The organism is Pseudomonas sp. zfem001, assembly GCF_032621725.1.
Lineage (GTDB): Bacteria > Pseudomonadota > Gammaproteobacteria > Pseudomonadales > Pseudomonadaceae > Aquipseudomonas > Aquipseudomonas sediminis.
Genome location: NZ_JAVYJI010000001.1, coordinates 198,390 through 214,497 on the forward strand (window position 1 = coordinate 198,390; position 16,108 = coordinate 214,497).

17 protein-coding genes and 1 pseudogene are annotated in these 16,108 nt (G+C 63.7%); 10 read left to right on the forward strand and 8 right to left on the reverse strand.

Annotated elements, in window-relative coordinates; all coding sequences use genetic code 11:
• The first annotated feature begins 10 nt into the window (after positions 1 to 10).
• Positions 11 to 568 carry a hypothetical protein gene (locus tag RTH74_RS01010; RefSeq protein ID WP_316913470.1) on the forward strand — a complete coding sequence of 186 codons (558 nt, stop codon included), beginning with the start codon at positions 11 to 13 and terminating at the stop codon, positions 566 to 568.
• An 820-nt stretch (positions 569 to 1,388) separates the two neighbouring features.
• On the opposite strand, the gene RTH74_RS01015 is transcribed toward RTH74_RS01010, so the two are convergent.
• On the reverse strand, positions 1,389 to 2,690 hold the full coding sequence (locus tag RTH74_RS01015; protein ID WP_125835938.1) for an SLC13 family permease: 1,302 nt from the start codon (positions 2,688 to 2,690) through the stop codon (positions 1,389 to 1,391).
• Positions 2,691 to 2,730: 40 nt separating this feature from the next.
• Positions 2,731 to 3,561, reverse strand: a complete 831-nt coding sequence (locus RTH74_RS01020) for an amidohydrolase family protein (protein WP_420713102.1) — start codon at positions 3,559 to 3,561, stop codon at positions 2,731 to 2,733.
• Between the two features lie 170 nt (positions 3,562 to 3,731).
• Here RTH74_RS01020 and RTH74_RS01025 point away from each other — a divergent pair, with 170 nt between their 5' ends.
• Positions 3,732 to 4,469, forward strand: a complete 738-nt coding sequence (locus tag RTH74_RS01025) for a GntR family transcriptional regulator (RefSeq protein WP_316913472.1) — start codon at positions 3,732 to 3,734, stop codon at positions 4,467 to 4,469.
• A gap of 67 nt (positions 4,470 to 4,536) precedes the next feature.
• On the opposite strand, the gene RTH74_RS01030 is transcribed toward RTH74_RS01025, so the two are convergent.
• From RTH74_RS01030 to RTH74_RS01040, 3 genes are all read right to left on the reverse strand, one after another.
• Positions 4,537 to 5,847 (reverse strand): CitMHS family transporter, encoded by a 1,311-nt coding sequence (locus RTH74_RS01030; RefSeq protein WP_021488506.1) that lies wholly within the window; start codon positions 5,845 to 5,847, stop codon positions 4,537 to 4,539.
• Positions 5,848 to 6,007: 160 nt separating this feature from the next.
• Positions 6,008 to 6,751, reverse strand: a complete 744-nt coding sequence (locus tag RTH74_RS01035) for an SDR family oxidoreductase (RefSeq protein WP_316913473.1) — start codon at positions 6,749 to 6,751, stop codon at positions 6,008 to 6,010.
• Between the two features lie 63 nt (positions 6,752 to 6,814).
• The gene (locus tag RTH74_RS01040) at positions 6,815 to 7,162 is read right to left on the reverse strand and encodes a hypothetical protein (RefSeq protein WP_316913474.1); all 348 of its coding nucleotides are present in this window, start codon (positions 7,160 to 7,162) and stop codon (positions 6,815 to 6,817) included.
• A gap of 254 nt (positions 7,163 to 7,416) precedes the next feature.
• Here RTH74_RS01040 and RTH74_RS01045 point away from each other — a divergent pair, with 254 nt between their 5' ends.
• On the forward strand, positions 7,417 to 8,178 hold the full coding sequence (locus RTH74_RS01045; RefSeq protein WP_316913475.1) for a carbon-nitrogen hydrolase family protein: 762 nt from the start codon (positions 7,417 to 7,419) through the stop codon (positions 8,176 to 8,178).
• On the opposite strand, the gene RTH74_RS01050 is transcribed toward RTH74_RS01045, so the two are convergent.
• Together RTH74_RS01050 and RTH74_RS01055 are read right to left on the reverse strand one after the other, a co-directional pair.
• Complete coding sequence (locus RTH74_RS01050) at positions 8,179 to 8,709, reverse strand: DUF3087 domain-containing protein (RefSeq protein ID WP_316913476.1); 531 nt, start codon at positions 8,707 to 8,709, stop codon at positions 8,179 to 8,181.
• A 111-nt stretch (positions 8,710 to 8,820) separates the two neighbouring features.
• Positions 8,821 to 9,642, reverse strand: coding sequence for an AraC family transcriptional regulator (locus RTH74_RS01055; RefSeq protein ID WP_316914299.1), 822 nt, complete (start codon positions 9,640 to 9,642; stop codon positions 8,821 to 8,823).
• Positions 9,643 to 9,770: 128 nt separating this feature from the next.
• Here RTH74_RS01055 and RTH74_RS01060 point away from each other — a divergent pair, with 128 nt between their 5' ends.
• From RTH74_RS01060 to RTH74_RS24080, 4 genes and pseudogenes are all read left to right on the forward strand, one after another.
• Positions 9,771 to 10,289 (forward strand): carboxymuconolactone decarboxylase family protein, encoded by a 519-nt coding sequence (locus tag RTH74_RS01060; RefSeq protein ID WP_316913477.1) that lies wholly within the window; start codon positions 9,771 to 9,773, stop codon positions 10,287 to 10,289.
• An 18-nt stretch (positions 10,290 to 10,307) separates the two neighbouring features.
• Positions 10,308 to 10,562: a glutaredoxin 3 gene (gene grxC, locus RTH74_RS01065; RefSeq protein ID WP_316913478.1), complete on the forward strand. Its 255-nt coding sequence runs from the start codon at positions 10,308 to 10,310 to the stop codon at positions 10,560 to 10,562.
• 153 nt (positions 10,563 to 10,715) lie between these two features.
• Positions 10,716 to 11,504 (forward strand): annotated as a pseudogene (locus RTH74_RS24075) (MCP four helix bundle domain-containing protein); the annotation flags it as partial.
• Positions 11,505 to 11,561: 57 nt separating this feature from the next.
• Complete coding sequence (locus RTH74_RS24080; protein ID WP_420713130.1) at positions 11,562 to 12,362, forward strand: methyl-accepting chemotaxis protein; 801 nt, start codon at positions 11,562 to 11,564, stop codon at positions 12,360 to 12,362.
• A gap of 3 nt (positions 12,363 to 12,365) precedes the next feature.
• On the opposite strand, the gene RTH74_RS01075 is transcribed toward RTH74_RS24080, so the two are convergent.
• Complete coding sequence (locus RTH74_RS01075; RefSeq protein WP_316913480.1) at positions 12,366 to 13,814, reverse strand: alpha/beta hydrolase; 1,449 nt, start codon at positions 13,812 to 13,814, stop codon at positions 12,366 to 12,368.
• 151 nt (positions 13,815 to 13,965) lie between these two features.
• On the opposite strand from RTH74_RS01075, the gene RTH74_RS01080 reads away from it, so the two are divergent.
• From RTH74_RS01080 to RTH74_RS01090, 3 genes are read left to right on the forward strand one after another with little or no spacing between them, the layout of a single operon-like run.
• The gene (locus RTH74_RS01080; protein ID WP_316913481.1) at positions 13,966 to 14,322 is read left to right on the forward strand and encodes a metalloregulator ArsR/SmtB family transcription factor; all 357 of its coding nucleotides are present in this window, start codon (positions 13,966 to 13,968) and stop codon (positions 14,320 to 14,322) included.
• 9 nt (positions 14,323 to 14,331) lie between these two features.
• A complete protein-coding gene (locus tag RTH74_RS01085) occupies positions 14,332 to 15,615 on the forward strand; it encodes an arsenic transporter (RefSeq protein WP_316913482.1) in 1,284 nt (427 codons plus the stop codon).
• Positions 15,616 to 15,629: 14 nt separating this feature from the next.
• On the forward strand, positions 15,630 to 16,100 hold the full coding sequence (locus RTH74_RS01090) for an arsenate reductase ArsC (protein ID WP_316913483.1): 471 nt from the start codon (positions 15,630 to 15,632) through the stop codon (positions 16,098 to 16,100).
• Positions 16,101 to 16,108: the final 8 nt, after the last annotated feature.

The window sequence follows — 16,108 nt, forward strand, 5'->3', positions numbered from 1 at the left end:
AACCCGCCCGATGATTGTTCAGCGTTTACGCGTCGCCCTGATCGCCACCACCTTATGCACCGCCCTGAACGTCCAGGCGCAGGTGGAAGTCGAGGCCAACGCCGGCCTGCTGGCAGCGAAAATTTCCGAAGAGATCGTTCCCGGCGACTACGAGAAACTGCTGCAGGGCTTGCGCGCCAACCCAGGCAAGCACACGCGCAAGATCGTGCTGCTCGACAGCATCGGCGGCAGTGCCCCGGAGGCCATCCGCATGGGTCGCTTGCTACGCGAAACCGGCTTCGAGGCGCTGGTGCCTTCAGGCGGCATGTGCCAGGGCAGTTGCATCTATTTGCTGGCGGCTGGCAGCAAACGCACGGTCAACGGCCACGTTGCCCTGCGCCGTCCACCCTTCCCCGCCGGTGACTCGGCATTGGCGCAGGCCGCCCATGGCAGCCAGGCGTTCAGCCCGGCCAAGTACTTTCGCGACATGGGCGTCGACGTAAGCCTGGCGGAAGCGATCTACCAGGCCCCGCCAGGTCGCTTGCGCCTGCTGAGCCAGGATGATATGCGACGCTATCGGCTGAAATAGCGATACGGACTTGCGGGGATAAAGCCCCTGCATCACTCGATGCCGGTTTTTTCAGGTTCTTCGCATTCTCGCGGGGAGGATACGCTTGATACCGGACTGGCAATTACGTGTTAGCTGTCCATGGCTTGGCACTATCCGTTAGCGTGTCGTCTGATCTGATGGGTTTCGCCCCTTACGGGCGACTCACTTTCTTTGCTTGTGCAAAGAAATTAAGCAAAGAAACACACCCCTGCATACGGCCCCGGCTGCGCCGGGGTTCCCTCGCTCCATCACCGTTACAGGGGCACGCTGCGAAGGGCCATCCCTGGCCCATCGCAGCTCTCGCGACATCCATGTCGCTCAACCCCTTCCACGGCGATTCCACTCGGCCTCCTGAAGGGGACTTGGGCGTCGTCTGTACCATCGCAGTTGAAGAGCAAAGGCAAAGCTCAGACGCCGCTAATTTCAATTTTGCGAAGATTACGCAAGCTCGCGACCTGGTCCCCTTCAGGAGGCCGAACGTAGGTGTTGCGTAGGGGAGTGAGCCGCATGGATGCGGCGAAAGGCTTAATGGGCCAAGGATGGCCCATGTAAGCCGGCCCCCGGAGCGGCACCGGAGCGAGGGAAGTTTCGCGTAGCGAAACCCGGATGTCGGGGTGCCCTTCTTTGGCACACCTTTCTTGGGCAAGCAAGAAAGGTGTGGCGCCCGTAAGGGGCGCAACCCAAACGTTCAGTGGGCTCGGTAATGGATAGTGCTAAGCCCGTGAGCAATACGCACACAAACTTAGCAGTCCAGTATCAACTCGCACTTTCCCCAAACTAGGCAAAGAACCTCTTCTCATCAGAACAGGAAGGTCAGCGCCAGGTTGAACAGCATCGCTGCAACGAAGCCAATGGGCGCGGCGCGCAGCAGCAGTTGCGAGAACAGGGTCGAGCGAACCTTGTCGTCCGTGCAGGAGCCCAGCAGCAGGCTGCCACCGGAGGAGAACGGCGAGATCGAGGTAGCCTGAGCGCCCACCACGATGGCGATGAAGAGGATCATCGGATCGATCGACATCGACGCCGACAGCGGCAGCACCATGGGGAACAGTGCCGGCGTCACCACACCCAGGGTGCTGGCGAAGATCGACATCAGCGCAGCCACCACGCCGAAGGCCACCGGGATCATCAACGGCGGGATATTGCCGCCGATCCAGGACGCCAGGGCGTCGATGGTGCCGGCCTTGATCGCGACGGTAATCAGCATGCCGACGCCGCAGATCATGATCAGCGTGGCCCAGGGCACGGAGGCGATGGCCTTGCGCTCGTCACCGAGCTTGAGCAACAGGGCGATCACCGAGAACACGCTGGCGATCAGGCCGATGTCCACCTTGCTGTTGATGAACTTGATCGTGGCATTGTCCGGGAAGGCCAGCAGCGCCAGTGGTGCAGCGAGCACCAGCACCATCATCAGCACAGTCAGCAGCAGGGTCAGCTTCTGCTCACGATTGAAGGCCTCCGGCAGATCGGCGGCGAGCACCGCATTCTTCAGGTTGCGGCCGTGGCCACCGAGGAAGACGAAGGCGGAAATCACCAGCACCGGGATGATCGCCGTGCTGGCGAAGATCGCCAGGGCATTCACGAAAGCCTCGCTCTCGGGCATGCCGGCGCCGGTCATCAGGCCACGGAAGATGATGCCGCTCTGGCTGGAAACGAAGTTCGCCCCGGCCAGCGCACCGTAGTTCACCGCCATGCCACCGAGAATCAGGCTCATGCCAGTGCGCTGGCACAGCAGCAGGGTCAGCGGCGCCATGAAGGCCAGCACGGTGTAGTAACCGGCGCCCATGGCAGCGATCACCCCCGAGGTCAGCAAAATGGCATAGGGCAGCATGTGCGGCACGCCACGGCAGCGATACAGCAGATGCCCGGCGAGTTTTTCCAGGGTGCCGTTGACGGTGGCGAAGCTGTAGAACAGGCAGACCGAGAAGATCACGAAGAAGATCTTCAGCGGCCACATGTTGATGATATCGCCCGGGCTCATGCCCATGCCGAAGCAGCCCAGCAGGTAGGCGAAGGCAATGGCGAACAGGCCGATGTTGATCTTGGTGGTGTAACCCAGCGCGACGGCGAGGACGATCGCGGCGACGACGAGCAAGCTCATCATGATGGTTTGACTCCTTTTGTTGTTCTGATGTGAGCAGTGGTTACGCTGAGGCGAAACCGAACAGGGTTGCGGGGTTATCCACCAGAACGCGACGGCGCTCCTCGGGGTTGGGCAGCAGAGCCTCGAGCAGCGCGAATTGCTGATCGTAGCGGGTCTGCGACTCGAACTGGGTGTTGGGCCAATCGCTGCCCCAGAGGAAGCGACCGACGCCGCCACAAGCCTCACGCAGACGCACCTCGATGGCCTGGGTACGGCTCAGATCGGACTGGCTGCGGTAGGCTGCCGACAGCTTGATCCATACCGGCGCCTGGCCCAGCAGGTCGAAGAACACGTCATGCTGCGCAGCATCCAGTTGCACGCTCGGAGCAGGCAGGCCGAAGTGATCGATCACCACGGTGACGCCGGATTCGAGAATCGCCGGCACGATCAGCGCCAGGTCGTCGAAGCCGCGCTGAATTTCCACCTGCCAGCCACGGCGCGCCAGACGGCGGAACAGGCCACTCCAGGTTGGGCCGGTGAAATCCTCCAGCGCCTTGCCGATCAGGTTCAGGCGCACGCCCACCACGCCGGCAGCGGCCAACTCGTCCAGCTCGGCATCGCTGACCTGCGCGTCGACTACCGCAACGCCGCGCAAACGCTCGGGGAAGCGCTGCAACGCCGCGACCATGTAGTGGTTGTCGGTGCCGAGAAAGCTGGGCTGGATCAGCACCCCCTGGGACAGGCCGCAGGCGTCCAGGTGGGCCAGGTACTGCTCCACGGTGGCGTCATAGCTGGGGCTGTAGCGGCGGCCGGGAACCATGGGCAGGTCCTGGCGAAAGATGTGCGCGTGGGTGTCGATGCCGGTGATAGCGGCATAAGGCATGGGCGTCACGAAGCGATACCTCTGTCGATTCTTGTACGAGCCGCCGGTACGAGCGACTCCTTCTTGTAAGTCATATATTCATATATATGATTAGATGACTGTATCTACAGAGATCGAGTGCTGTCAATCTGCAGGCCAGTGGTAAAGTGACGGCCGGTCGACTTTTGGATTTGAGGTTTATGAGCACCACGGCTCTGGGACAGGACGAGCGCCTGCCGCTGTACCAGCGGTTACGCGACGAAATGCTGGGGAAAATTGCCGCAGGCGAATGGTTGCCGGGTGAAGCCATCCCTACCGAAGCGGAGTTGACCCGCCACTACGGCGTGGCCGTTGGTACGGTGCGCAAGGCAGTGGAAACCCTGGTCGCAGAAGGCCTGCTGCTGCGTGCTCAGGGACGCGGCACCTTCGTACGCCGGCCGAACTTCGACGGCTCGCTGTTTCGTTTTTTCCGCCAGGTCAGCGCCAGTGGCCAGTCTCAGGTGCCGCAGGGTCGCATCCTCGACTGCCGCCAGGTAGCTGCCGATGCCGCCGTCAGCCAGGCACTGCAGCTGAGCGAAGGCGAGCCCTGCGTATTCCTCCAACGCCTGCGTCTGATCGACGGCCGCCCGCTGTTCCATGAACGTATCTGGCTGCCGGCTTCACGCTTCGACGCTCTGCTGGAGCTCGCGCCGGACGACTTTCCACAATTGCTCTACCCCTTCTACGAGCAGCATTGCGGCCAGCGCATCGCGTCCGCCCGGGAAACCCTGACGGTCTCCTCCGCCGATGCCGAACTCGCCGCCATTCTGGATGTGGCCGAAGCCAGCCCAAGCGTGGTGATTGAACGTACCGCCTTGGGCTACGATCGCACGCCGCTGGAATATCGCCTGTCACGCGCGGCGGCGGAGAACTTCCGCTATCAGGTGGAAATCAGCTAAACACCCGCCTCCAGATGCAACACGCCCGGGCAAGCCCGGGCGTGAGGTGCGATACAAGCTGGGTTTGTCAGAACAACCCGAGTGCCCAGGCCGCACCGAACAGCACCAGCGAGAAGCCCCACATCCACCACAGCGAGTAGCGAATGTGCCGGCCCAGATCCAGCCCGGCCAGACCCAGCGCCAGCCACAGCGCCGGCGAGAACGGGCTGATGAAGGTGCCGATGATGTTGCCGATGGTCAGCGCATAGACCACGCTGGCCGGCTCGACGCCCTGGGCACCGACCACTTCCAGCGTTACCGGCAGCAGGCCGAAGTAGTAGGCGTCGGTGCTCAGCATCAGCTCCATCGGCAGGCCGAACAGCCCCAGCACGATATGCATCTGCCCCACCAGCGGTGCCGGCAGCACCTGCGCCAGGTCCTGGGCAATGGACGTGAGCATGCCGGTGCCAGTGAAGATGCCGAGCATCGAGCCCGCCGCCAGGATGATCATGCCCATACTCAGCGCAGCCGGAGCGTGGGCGGAGATACGCTGCATCTGCGCCTTGCCGCCGGGGTAGTTGATCAGCAGCGCCAGGCACAGACCGATCATGAAGATATAGCCAGCCGGCAGCACGCCAGAGAACAGCGATACCAGCACCGCCAGGAACAACGCGGAGTTGGCCCACAGCAGACGCGGGCGCTCCAGTGCAAGCTCCTCGGCGCTTGGCTCATGCAAATCAGTGCTGGTTTCCACCAGTACCCCTTCGTCCCCGCTCTTGCCGGCGGCGATACGGCGCTGCTCACGCCAACCCAGCAGCGCCGCCAGGGCTACCAACAACACCACACCGATACCCTGGATGGCGATCAGCGGACGCCACAGCTCGGTGACCTCGATGCCGGTCACGGCCGAGGCACGGCCCAGCGGTCCGGCCCAGGGCAGCATGTTGAAGATACCGGCGCCGATCGCCAGCAACAGCAGCATCAGGTACGGGCTCATGCGCAACTGCTTGTACAGCGGCAGCAAGGCGGGAACGGTGAGCAGGAAGGTGGTGGCGCCGGCGCCGTCCAGGTGCGCCAGCATGCCGATCACCGCAGTGGCCACGGTCACCGCGATCACGTTGCCGCGGGTGAGCCGGACCATGCCGCCGATCAGCGGGCGGAACAGCCCGGTGTCCTGCAGCACGCCAAAAAAGGTGATGGCAAACACGAACATGGTGGCAATCGCCGTCACGCGGCCGATGCCATCGGTGAAGAAACCGGAAATCGCCTCCGGGCCAAAGCCCGCGGCCAGAGCGCCGAGCAACGGCACCACGATCAATGGCAGAACAGGCGACATGCGCCCGATAAGCAGCAGCACAACCAGGCTGCAGATGGTCAACAGGCCAATCAAGGTCAACAAACCGCTTTCTCCTCTTTTTCTTGTAAAGCACGCAAAAGGCGCGTGCGGAGGCTAAGAGGCGAACCTTTCAAAAACCTTTAAGCGGCGAACATGCGCCTCGCTAAATGTCAGTGGATATGTCGCGAAATCGGGGCGGCAGCCCTGCCGCCCCCGACTTCATTTATTGCAGGGTGTAGCCCTTGTCTACCACCCAATCCTGGCCGTGGACACCACATGCACCATTGCTCAGCTGGAACAACACCACCTCGGCAATCGCCTGCGGGTCGAGAAACTCGCCGTCGACCAGGCGCTTGCCGACCTCACTGGCAACCCCCGCCAAGGCATCGTCAGCCAGGCCCAGGCTATTCCAGATTGGAGTCGCCGTCGGCCCTGGTGAAACCAGATTGAGCCGCAATCCTTCGCTGGCATGCTCCAGCGCCAGGCTACGTACCAGCGCAGATAGCGCCGCCTTGCTGGCGATATAACCGCCGAGCCCGGCAAACCCCAGTTGACGCAGAAAGGTACTGATGAAAACCACCGACGCGGGCCGCGCCAGATGAGGCTTAAGCACCTGAAAGGTATTGATTGCACCGGCACCGTTGACCTGCCACTGCTGCTCGAACGCCTGCATGTCGCAGCCCGGTGCCAGCCGCGCGATTCCAGCGTTGGGCACCAGATAATCGACTGCACCGAGCCGCCCCGCCCGCTCGGCCAGCCCATGCAGCGCGTCGATATCGGTAACGTCACCCGCACACCAATGTAGCTGTTCGGGATGCAACGCCTGCAACGCTTCCAACGCGCCCAGACGCCGTGAAAAAGCCAGTACCCGCGCGCCGCGCTGCAGCAACAGATCACACACCGCCAGGCCAATACCTGAACTGGCCCCGGTGACGACAGCCAGACGACCCTGAAAATTCGTATTCATGAAGTTCCTCGAAGCGATAAGAGCATGAGTACCGCGGCTTCCACGAGCCGCGCTGAGATCGACTTACTGCGCTTGCAGGCGGATACCGTTCATCTTCACCTGCTGACCCAGCTCGAAGCGCTCCTTGGGCGAACGCACCCACTGCTCACGACCATCTTCGTGGCGCACCACATAGGCGGTGCCGCTATTGCCAGTGGCGGCCTGCACCTGCGCGCCGGACCAGAGCCCAGCGGCGCCGCCAATCAGCGCACCAACAGGGCCACCCGCGGCGGCACCCAGCATCAGGCCGGACAAACCTCCAAAACCGGCACCTACAGAGTTTTCTTCACGTCCGGCCACCATTTCGGCAGCCTGCACAACATTGACGGCCGCAAGGCCGAGGGAAAGGGCAAGCAAGGCAATGGATTTCATCTGATTTCTCCTTTAATGGGCATTGCACCTGGAGCAAATCAGTTTCCGTGCCATATATTTTTTACTTAAAAAACAACAAGATAAAATCAGATAAGTTTTAATGACTACGCCATAAAGAAGTCATAAAGACTAAATAAAGGTCATGATGACTCTTCGCATCGATGCCGACGTGAGCCTTGCGCTTGCCAGCACACGCAAGGTCTTCAACAGCAATCCATGCTCTACTGTCGCAACCCAAAGTGACAGCAAGCCCCATGACCGACCTCGATCTCTGCGCCGCCCAATACTGCGCCATCGCCGGCGACCTCCACGCCAACCTCCAGCGCCACCTGCAGGTCATGCGACTCGCCGCCGAGCAGCGCATCGATTTTCTGCTGTTCCCCGAACTGTCGTTGACCGGCTACGAGCCCTCGCTGGCACGCGAACTGGCGCAGGCGACGGACACTGCCCTGCTGCAACCTTTGCGCACATTGGCCAAGCAGCTGCGCATGACCACGGTGGTCGGCCTGCCGCTGCGAACAGCCGAAAGCGACGCCGTCCTGATCGGCTCAGTGCTATGCGGCGCCGATGGCTCGCAGGCCATCTACACCAAGCAGCACCTGCATGCGGGTGAAGAGCGAGTGTTCAGCCCAGGCACCGGCGGTGCGCCGCTGCACCTCGGCGACGAGCGCATCGCCCTGTCGATCTGTGCGGACTTCGCCCACGCCAGCCATGCCAGGGCTGCCGTCGAGCGCGGCGCCGGGATCTACGCGACCAGTGTGCTGATCAGCGAAAACGGTTACCCGCATGACAGCGAATTGCTCGAAGGCTATGCCCGTGACTTGTCCCTCGGGGTGTTGATGGCCAACCACGGCGGTCCTTCCGGCGGCTGGGCCTGCGCCGGGCGCAGCGCGTTCTGGGCGCCCGGTGGGCGACAGGTGGTAAATGCAGTCGGCACGGGTGACTGCCTCGTGATTGCGCGCCGCCGCCAGGGCATCTGGCAAGGTCAGACGCTGGAGTTGTCGCTGGACAACTGATCAGGCCGCTTTGAACGCCTTCACCTGCTCCAGCCAGGCCAGGTCGAGCCGCGTCTGCTCGATATCCAGCCCCTGCTGCTCCATCGCCTCACGATGGCTATCGATCTCGCGCACCATCTGGCTCAGCTCGCTGGAGTTGCCGTCGAGCTGGTGCATCTGGGTTACCCCCAAATGATAGAAACGCAGCAACTTCATCGCGCCGTCATCCCCCTGCGCCACACCTGCCTTGACGTGATGCATGACATTGGTGATGCGCATCAGGCTGCGCTTGAGCCGCCAACCGTAAACGGCAGGCGCCATGAACGGCCGCGACCATAATTGCTGGCGTACCAGGGCGATGGTCAATGCGAGGCCCGCCACCACGCCGAGCAGATTCCACTTGAAGTTGTCGCCACCGGGCGTGCCGAACACCTGCGTACTCAGCGTGGCGCAGAGCATGGCCAGTGCCACGAAGATAACGGCGATCACCGCCGTGCTGCGGCGTGTCTGCTGGCGGTAATAGGCGGGGTCGATGGCTTGGATTTCGAACATGGCGCGACTCTCGAAGCAGGCAGCGTGGGGCGCCACCATGCACTATCGGGGCACTGGGGTCGAGCCCGATCAACAGCACGATTGCCGCAGATCAAAGCTGTCGCGTGATACTCAAGCGCCCTGCTTCAGCCACTCACTGGGGCTCGTTCCCACCTTGCGGCGAAACGCGCGCGCCAGCGCCGAAGGGCTTTCGTAACCAACCTCATCGGCGATCAGCGCCATGGGCCGGCCTTCTCGCAAGCGCTTCTGCGCCAGGCTGACACGCCAGCCCACCAGATAATCGGCCGGCGTAGCACCCACCACCTGGTGAAAGTGCGCAGCGAAACTGGCGCGCGACATACCGGCCAACGCCGCCAGTTCGGCCACCGACCAGCCATGCTGCGGTTTCTCGTGCAGCTGATTGAGCGCACGGGCCAGGCGCGGTTCGGCCAGGCCGGCCATCATCCCCGAGGCCAGCTCGCGGCTGTTCATCAAGTGCCGCAGCAGCTGGATAACCATCAGCTCGAATAGGCGGTTGAGCACCAGTTCGCGCCCACAATCCTCCCCTGCCGCTTCGGCGAACAGCCAGTCCAGGCAGCCGCTCAGGCTCGGCAGTTCACGCAGCGGTTTGACGATGGCGCCGGGCAATGCCCGCGACAGCGGATTGTCGATACCGCCATCGAAGGCCAAGGTGGCGCAGACCAACTCGGCGCCATCGGCCTCGCTGGCCGTCATCTGGTGCAGGCGCGGCCTGGCCACCAGCATCAGGCTCGGCTCCTGCAGACGCAGCTCGCGGCCATCACCCTCACGAAAGCTCATGCGCCCGGCACGCAGCAGGTGGATGTAGCCATGCGGCTCATGCTCGCCATGGCTGCTGGTGCCGCAGAAGCCACCGCGGTGGAAGGTGCTGGCGTGCAGATTGAAGTGATGCAGCAGGCTGGACAGGCGATCCATGGTCATCTCGCACTCTTGGACGATCTGTCGCATAACATCGACGATCTGAATCCGAAAGGCCAGCTCATTTCACTAATCTGGCTCCAGGCTTGAACGACAAGCTCCCCACCCAAGACTGGAGAATCACCATGACTCGTATCGCCGCACTGCCCTTCGAACAAACCGCCGCCAGCGCCCAGGCGCAACTGGAAGGTATCCGCAAGGGCCTCGGCTTCATCCCCAACACCTTCGCCACCCTGGCCAATGCCCCAGCCGCGCTGAGCGGCTACCTGGCGCTGTCCCAGGCCCTCGGCAAGGGCACGCTGAATGCCAAGGCGCGCGAAGTGGTCGCGCTGGCAAGCTCGCAGGTCAACGGCTGCGAGTATTGCCTGGCCGCACACACCCTGTTCGCCGGCAAGGCCGGTTTGAGCGAGGCGGACATTCGCAGCGCCCGCAACGGCGAGTTCGATGCCGTGGCGCGTCTGACCCGGCAGATCATCGACAGCAGCGGCCGCATCAGCGATGCGCAACTGCAGGCTGCACGCGAGGCTGGGCTGGGTGACGCCGCTATCGTCGAGGTCGTAGCCAACGTCGCCCTGATGACTCTGACCAATTACCTCAACAACCTGGCCGAAACCGTTGTCGACTTTCCGCCCGTGACCGTCTGACAACGCAGGAGGTGCATCATGCAAACCGTTACTCTCTACACCACCGGGCACTACCCCTACTGCGTCAATGCCAAGACCCTGCTGACGCGCAAGGGCGTGGCCTACGAGGAAATCGATGTTGGCAGTTCGCCGCAGCGTCTGGCAGAGATGCTTCAGCGCAGCAAGCGCCGCAGTGTGCCGCAGATCTTCATCGGCGAGCAGCATGTCGGTGGCTTCGATGATCTCGCCGCGCTGGAGCGTGGCGGCAAGCTGGACGCGTTACTGCAAGCCTGAGTGTTGGAGGCCGGCCTGATGGTCGGCCTACTCCTTTTCGCCAAAGTGGTCGCCTTCGCTCTCATGTTGCGGGCCATCGCGGCCGATACAAGAGCGGCAACATTGGTCCGATAGGCTGATGCGCTGCGCCCTATCTCGAAATGGAGTTTTCCCATGCGTCTCGACGCCCTCTCTTTGAAATCCCGCCTGATCATCGCGGTGGCGATTCCCTGCATCGCCCTGCTGCTGGTTGCGCTGACCAGCCTGAGCAGCATGTCGAGCATGCATCGAGACACGGAGGTGCTTTATCTCAATACCGCCGCGCCCATGCGCGCCATGGCCGAAGTGGCCTCACGCATCCCACGCATGCGCGTCGGCATCGACATGATGCTGCTGCAGGAAACCCCGCTGCGCGACGAACGCGGCGTGAAATCCCGTGTGCAGGATGCTCGCAACGAAGACGTGCCCGGCATGCGCGAGGCAATGCGCCAGGCCGTGGCCGCCCAGGTCAACCCCGAGCGCAAGGCGCAGGCGCAGCAGTTGCTCGATCAGTTCGAAGCCATGGTCAGCAACGAACTGAACCCGATGCTCGCCGCCTTCGATGCGGGTGACATGGCCAAGGCGCAGCAGATCTACCGCGACCAGTACGCCAAGACCTACGGGGTGATGCGCCAGGGCGCCAACGACCTGCTCGATGCCCTGCTCAAACAGGCCGAACAACAGAACCTGCACAGCGCACAGAGCTACGACGATGGACTGATCCGCCAGATCGCCATCATCGCCATCGGCCTGCTGGTGTCGATCATCATCTCCTGGTTGATCGCCATCCAGCTGCGCCGCCGCGTCGCCGTGCTACAGAACAGCCTCGGCCAGGCCGCCGACAACCTGGCCCTGGACACCCGCATCGACCTGCCCGGCCAGGACGAGTTGAGCGAGATCGCCCGTAGCTTCAACCAGTTCATCGACAAGGTGCACGGCGCCATGCGCCAGCTCGCCGACAACTCGCGTCAGCTCTCGGGCATGGCCCGTGACGTGGCCGAACGCGCGCGCCTTACCCAGAGCAACTGCACCGCCCAGAGCGACCGCACGGTGCAGGTGGCCACCGCCATCAACGAACTAGGCTCGACCGTCAACGAGATTGCCCGTAACGCCGAGAACGCCGCAGAAGTCGCCCGCGAAGCGACCCAGCACGCCAGCGACGGCAGCGCCGTGGTCAGCCAGGCGCATCGCCAGGTCGATGCCCTCAACGGCGAGCTGGAACAGGCCGCTAAAGTGATCGAAGCATTGGCCGCACAGACCAACGCCATCAGCACCACGCTCAACACCATCCGCAGCATTTCCGAACAGACCAACCTGCTCGCCCTCAACGCCGCCATCGAAGCGGCGCGTGCCGGCGAACAGGGCCGTGGCTTCGCCGTGGTGGCCGACGAGGTACGCACCCTGGCCAGCCGTTCCGGCGCGTCCACCGAGGAGATCCAGCAAGTCATCGACCGCCTGCAGAACGAATCACGCTCGGCCGTCGAGGCCATGGCCAAGGGACAACGGCAGAGCGCGCTGGTAGTGGAATATGCGAGCAAGGCGTCGGCCGCGCTGGAGCAGATCAACAGCCATATCGGCCAGATCAGCGATCAGAACATCCAGGTCGCCACCGCCACCGAGGAGCAGTCCAGCGTGGTCGAAGACATCAACCGCAATATCGTCGACATCAACGAGCTGACCGTCGGCACCACCCATATCGCCGATCAGCTCAACCAGGCCAGCAGCGACCTGCAGGCGCTGTCGAGCCAACTGGATGGGCTGGTGGGCCGCTTCCGCCTGTAAGGCTCAGCGCAGATCCTCGTCGATACGCTGCAGCAGGTAATCGTAGAAGGGGTTGGACGTCGCCCGCTGCAGGCTGTCCAGCCCCACCACCAATACGCCGTGCTCACCGCGCGGCGCCAGCGTACCCAGCGCCACGCCGTAGTTCTCGTCCGGAGTGGGATCACTGCCATACAGCGGATCACTGGGCGGGAACGGCAAGGCCACGTGCGACAGCGAGAACAGCTGGCGCGGGTAATCCACACCCAACGACACGCGCTGCACCTGCTGGTCACCTGCAGCGATGCGTCTGGCTTCCACCGCACGCCCCTGCTCCGGCGCCACGCCAACCACAGTGAGGTCGTAGTCACGCTTGGCCGGCGGTAGCAGTTGCTCCAGCAACCCACTCATATCCGTGCGCAACAGCGAACTGGCTGCCTGCGAGCGATTGATATCGAACACCACCAGCTCACTGCCATTGGCCGGTAGGCGCTCGAACAGCTGGCGCACAACGGCCGGTGTGCTCACGGTACTGTCGGCCAGCGACTGGAAGGCCAGCACCGGCGGCAATCGTGAGAGACGGCCATCGGCTTCGGCAGCGTCGAAGGCGCTCTGCACCTCATGGGTCAACTCGTAGGTCTGCCGCGCCGCGTGCACCGGAAAGGAGTTGTACTTGAACGGGTTGAATTCCGGCAGCACGTTCATCCAGGCCGACTTGGCGAAGGCCGGCAGCAACGCCGGTAAGGCCGCCAGCCCGGCATAACGCGCGTAGCTGGTGACACCGATCATCGGCGAGATCAGCACCAGGCGTTGCGGCATGGCCAGGTGTTCGTCCTCCAGCGCCGCCAGGCTGTAGCGCAGCGCCAATGCACCGCCATTGGAATAGCCGACCAGATACAGCGGCCCGTCCGGCACCTGACGCCGCGCTTCGCGCACGGCCAGACGGGTGGTAGCCAGCCATTGTTCCCAGTGCGCAGCAGTAAGCGCCGCCGGCACGGTGCCATGGCCGGGCATGCGCGGCACCACGGCGAGCAGGCCCTGCTCGCTGAGGTGCTGGGCTATGTGGCGCAGGCTGTAGGGCGAATCGGTCAGGCCGTGCAGTAACACCACCACGCCGCGTGCCGGGCCTGGCGGCGACAGGATGAAGGAGCGGTTCCAGTCATGCGGCAGATTGCCGGGGTAGACCGGGCTGTCGCTGGCATAACGGCTGTAGCGCGCCGAACCGGAAGCCGTGACCGGCTCGATCAACTCACGCTGCAGGCGCTCGAACAGGGCCGCCTCGGCAGCCACGTAGGTCTGCCAGTCGCCCTCGTCCAGCTCGCTGACCTCAAGCTCCTGCGGCACCAGGCGGTGCCAGGGTTCCAGTTCGGGCAATGACGATAGCCCGGCGATGCGAATGCCGAGCAAGGCCACCACGATCAACAACAGCACTACCAGCGTCCAGGCCATCACGTTGCGCATGCGCGGTAAACGCATCCAGCGCCTCCCTTGAAAATCTCTGGCCGGGAAAGTCCGTCCCGGCGACCGGCTTGGCGACTGTAGTGCAAAGCCGCCCTCTACCTCCACCGAGTTGCTCAAACATATGGATTTCCGTATATTCGCCAACCCGCATATAAGGACTTACTCAATGTCCGAGCACCTCTCCCCGCCCACGCTGTTCAAATCCCTGGCCGACGAAACCCGCGCCCGCGCCGTACTGCTGATCGCCGAGCAGGGCGAGCTGTGCGTGTGCGAGCTGGTCTGCGCGCTGGGCGACAGCCAGCCGAAGATCTCCCGCCACCTGGCGCAGCTGCGCGCCAGCGGCCTGTTGCAGGATCGCCGCCAGGGCCAGTGGGTCTACTACCGACTGGCGCCCGATCTGCCGCAATGGGTGCGCGATGTACTGGCCGCCACCCTCGCCGCCAACCGCACCTGGCTGGAGCAGGACGCCAGCCGCCTCGCCAACATGGGCGACCGCCCTGCCCGCCTCGCTACCTGCTGCTGAGTACACCGCATGCTGATCGCCGTCGCCATCTTCCTGTTCACCCTGATTCTGGTCATCTGGCAACCCAGAGGCCTCGGCGTTGGCTGGAGCGCCTCGCTCGGCGCCGTGCTGGCCCTGGCCGCCGGCGTGGTCAGCTTGGCCGACATCCCTACCGTGTGGAATATCGTGTGGAATGCCACGGCGACCTTCATCGCCGTGATCATCATCAGCCTGCTGCTCGATGAGGCCGGCTTCTTCGAATGGGCGGCGCTGCACGTGGCGCGCTGGGCCAACGGCAGCGGCGCGCGCCTATTCGCCTTCAGCATCCTGCTTGGCGCGGCGGTGTCGGCGTTGTTCGCCAACGACGGCGCGGCACTGATCCTCACCCCCATCGTGATTTCCATGTTGCTGGCGCTGCGCTTCTCGCCGGCTTCGACCCTGGCCTTCGTCATGGCTGCCGGCTTTATCGCCGACACCGCCAGCCTGCCGCTGGTGGTGTCCAACCTCGTCAACATCGTCTCGGCCGACTACTTCGGCATCGGCTTCGGCGCCTACGCCGCAGTGATGGTGCCGGTGAACCTGGTCAGCGTCGCCGCCACCCTGCTGGTGCTGTGGCTGTTCTTCCGCCGCGACATTCCGGCGCGCTATGAGGTGACGGCGCTGCAGGCACCGAGCCAGGCGATCCGTGACCTCAGTACCTTCAAGGTCGGCTGGGTGGTGCTGCTCGCGTTACTGATAGGGCTGTTCGCCCTGGAGCCGTTGGGCATCCCCATAAGCGCCGTAGCAGCGGCCTGTGCCGCGTTGCTGTTCGCCGTCGCCGCGCGCGGCAAACGCATCGCCACCGGCAAGGTGCTGCGCGAGGCCCCCTGGCAGGTGGTGATCTTCTCCCTCGGCATGTATCTGGTGGTCTACGGCCTGAGCAATGCCGGCCTGACTACCGAGCTGACGCGGCTGCTCGACGCCTTCGCAGCCTATGGCATCTGGGGCGCGGCGCTGGGCACCGGCCTGCTCAGCGCGCTGCTGTCGTCGCTGATGAACAACATGCCCAGCGTGCTGATTGGCGCGCTGGCCATCGACGCCAGCCAGGCTAGCGGCGCGGTGCGTGAGGCGATGATCTACGCCAACGTGATCGGCTGCGATCTGGGGCCGAAGATCACCCCCATCGGCAGCCTGGCCACCCTACTCTGGCTGCACGTATTGGCGCGCAAGGGCATCCGCGTGACCTGGGGTTACTACTTCAAGGTCGGCATCGTGCTCACCCTGCCGGTACTGCTGCTTACCCTTTCGGCCCTGGCCCTGCGCCTGAGCCTCTGATTTGGAGCCTTCCGATGAAAGTCTTGTTCATGTGCACGGCCAACAGTTGCCGCAGCATCCTCTCCGAAGCCATGTTCAACCACCTGGCGCCAAGCGAGCACCAGGCGGTGAGCTCCGGCAGCTTCCCACGCGGCGAGGTACTGCCGCGCACCCTGGTGACCCTGCGCGAGGCCGGCATCGCCACCGAGGGCCTGAGCAGCAAGGGCAACGACGCCTTCGAAGATTGCCCGCCGGATATCGTCATCACCGTCTGCGACAAGGCGGCCGGCGAAGCCTGCCCGGTGTACTTCGGCCCGGCGCTGAAAGCCCACTGGGGCCTGGAAGATCCGTCCCACGTGGAAGGCGACGAGGCCAGCATCGACGCCGCCTTTCACGCCACCCTGGCGCATATCGAACGGCGCTGCCGCGCCTTCTTCGCCCTGCCCCTGGCGGACATGAGCCGCGACGAGCTGCAGCAGGCGCTCAACCATATCGGCCAGGAGTGAGGACGCAC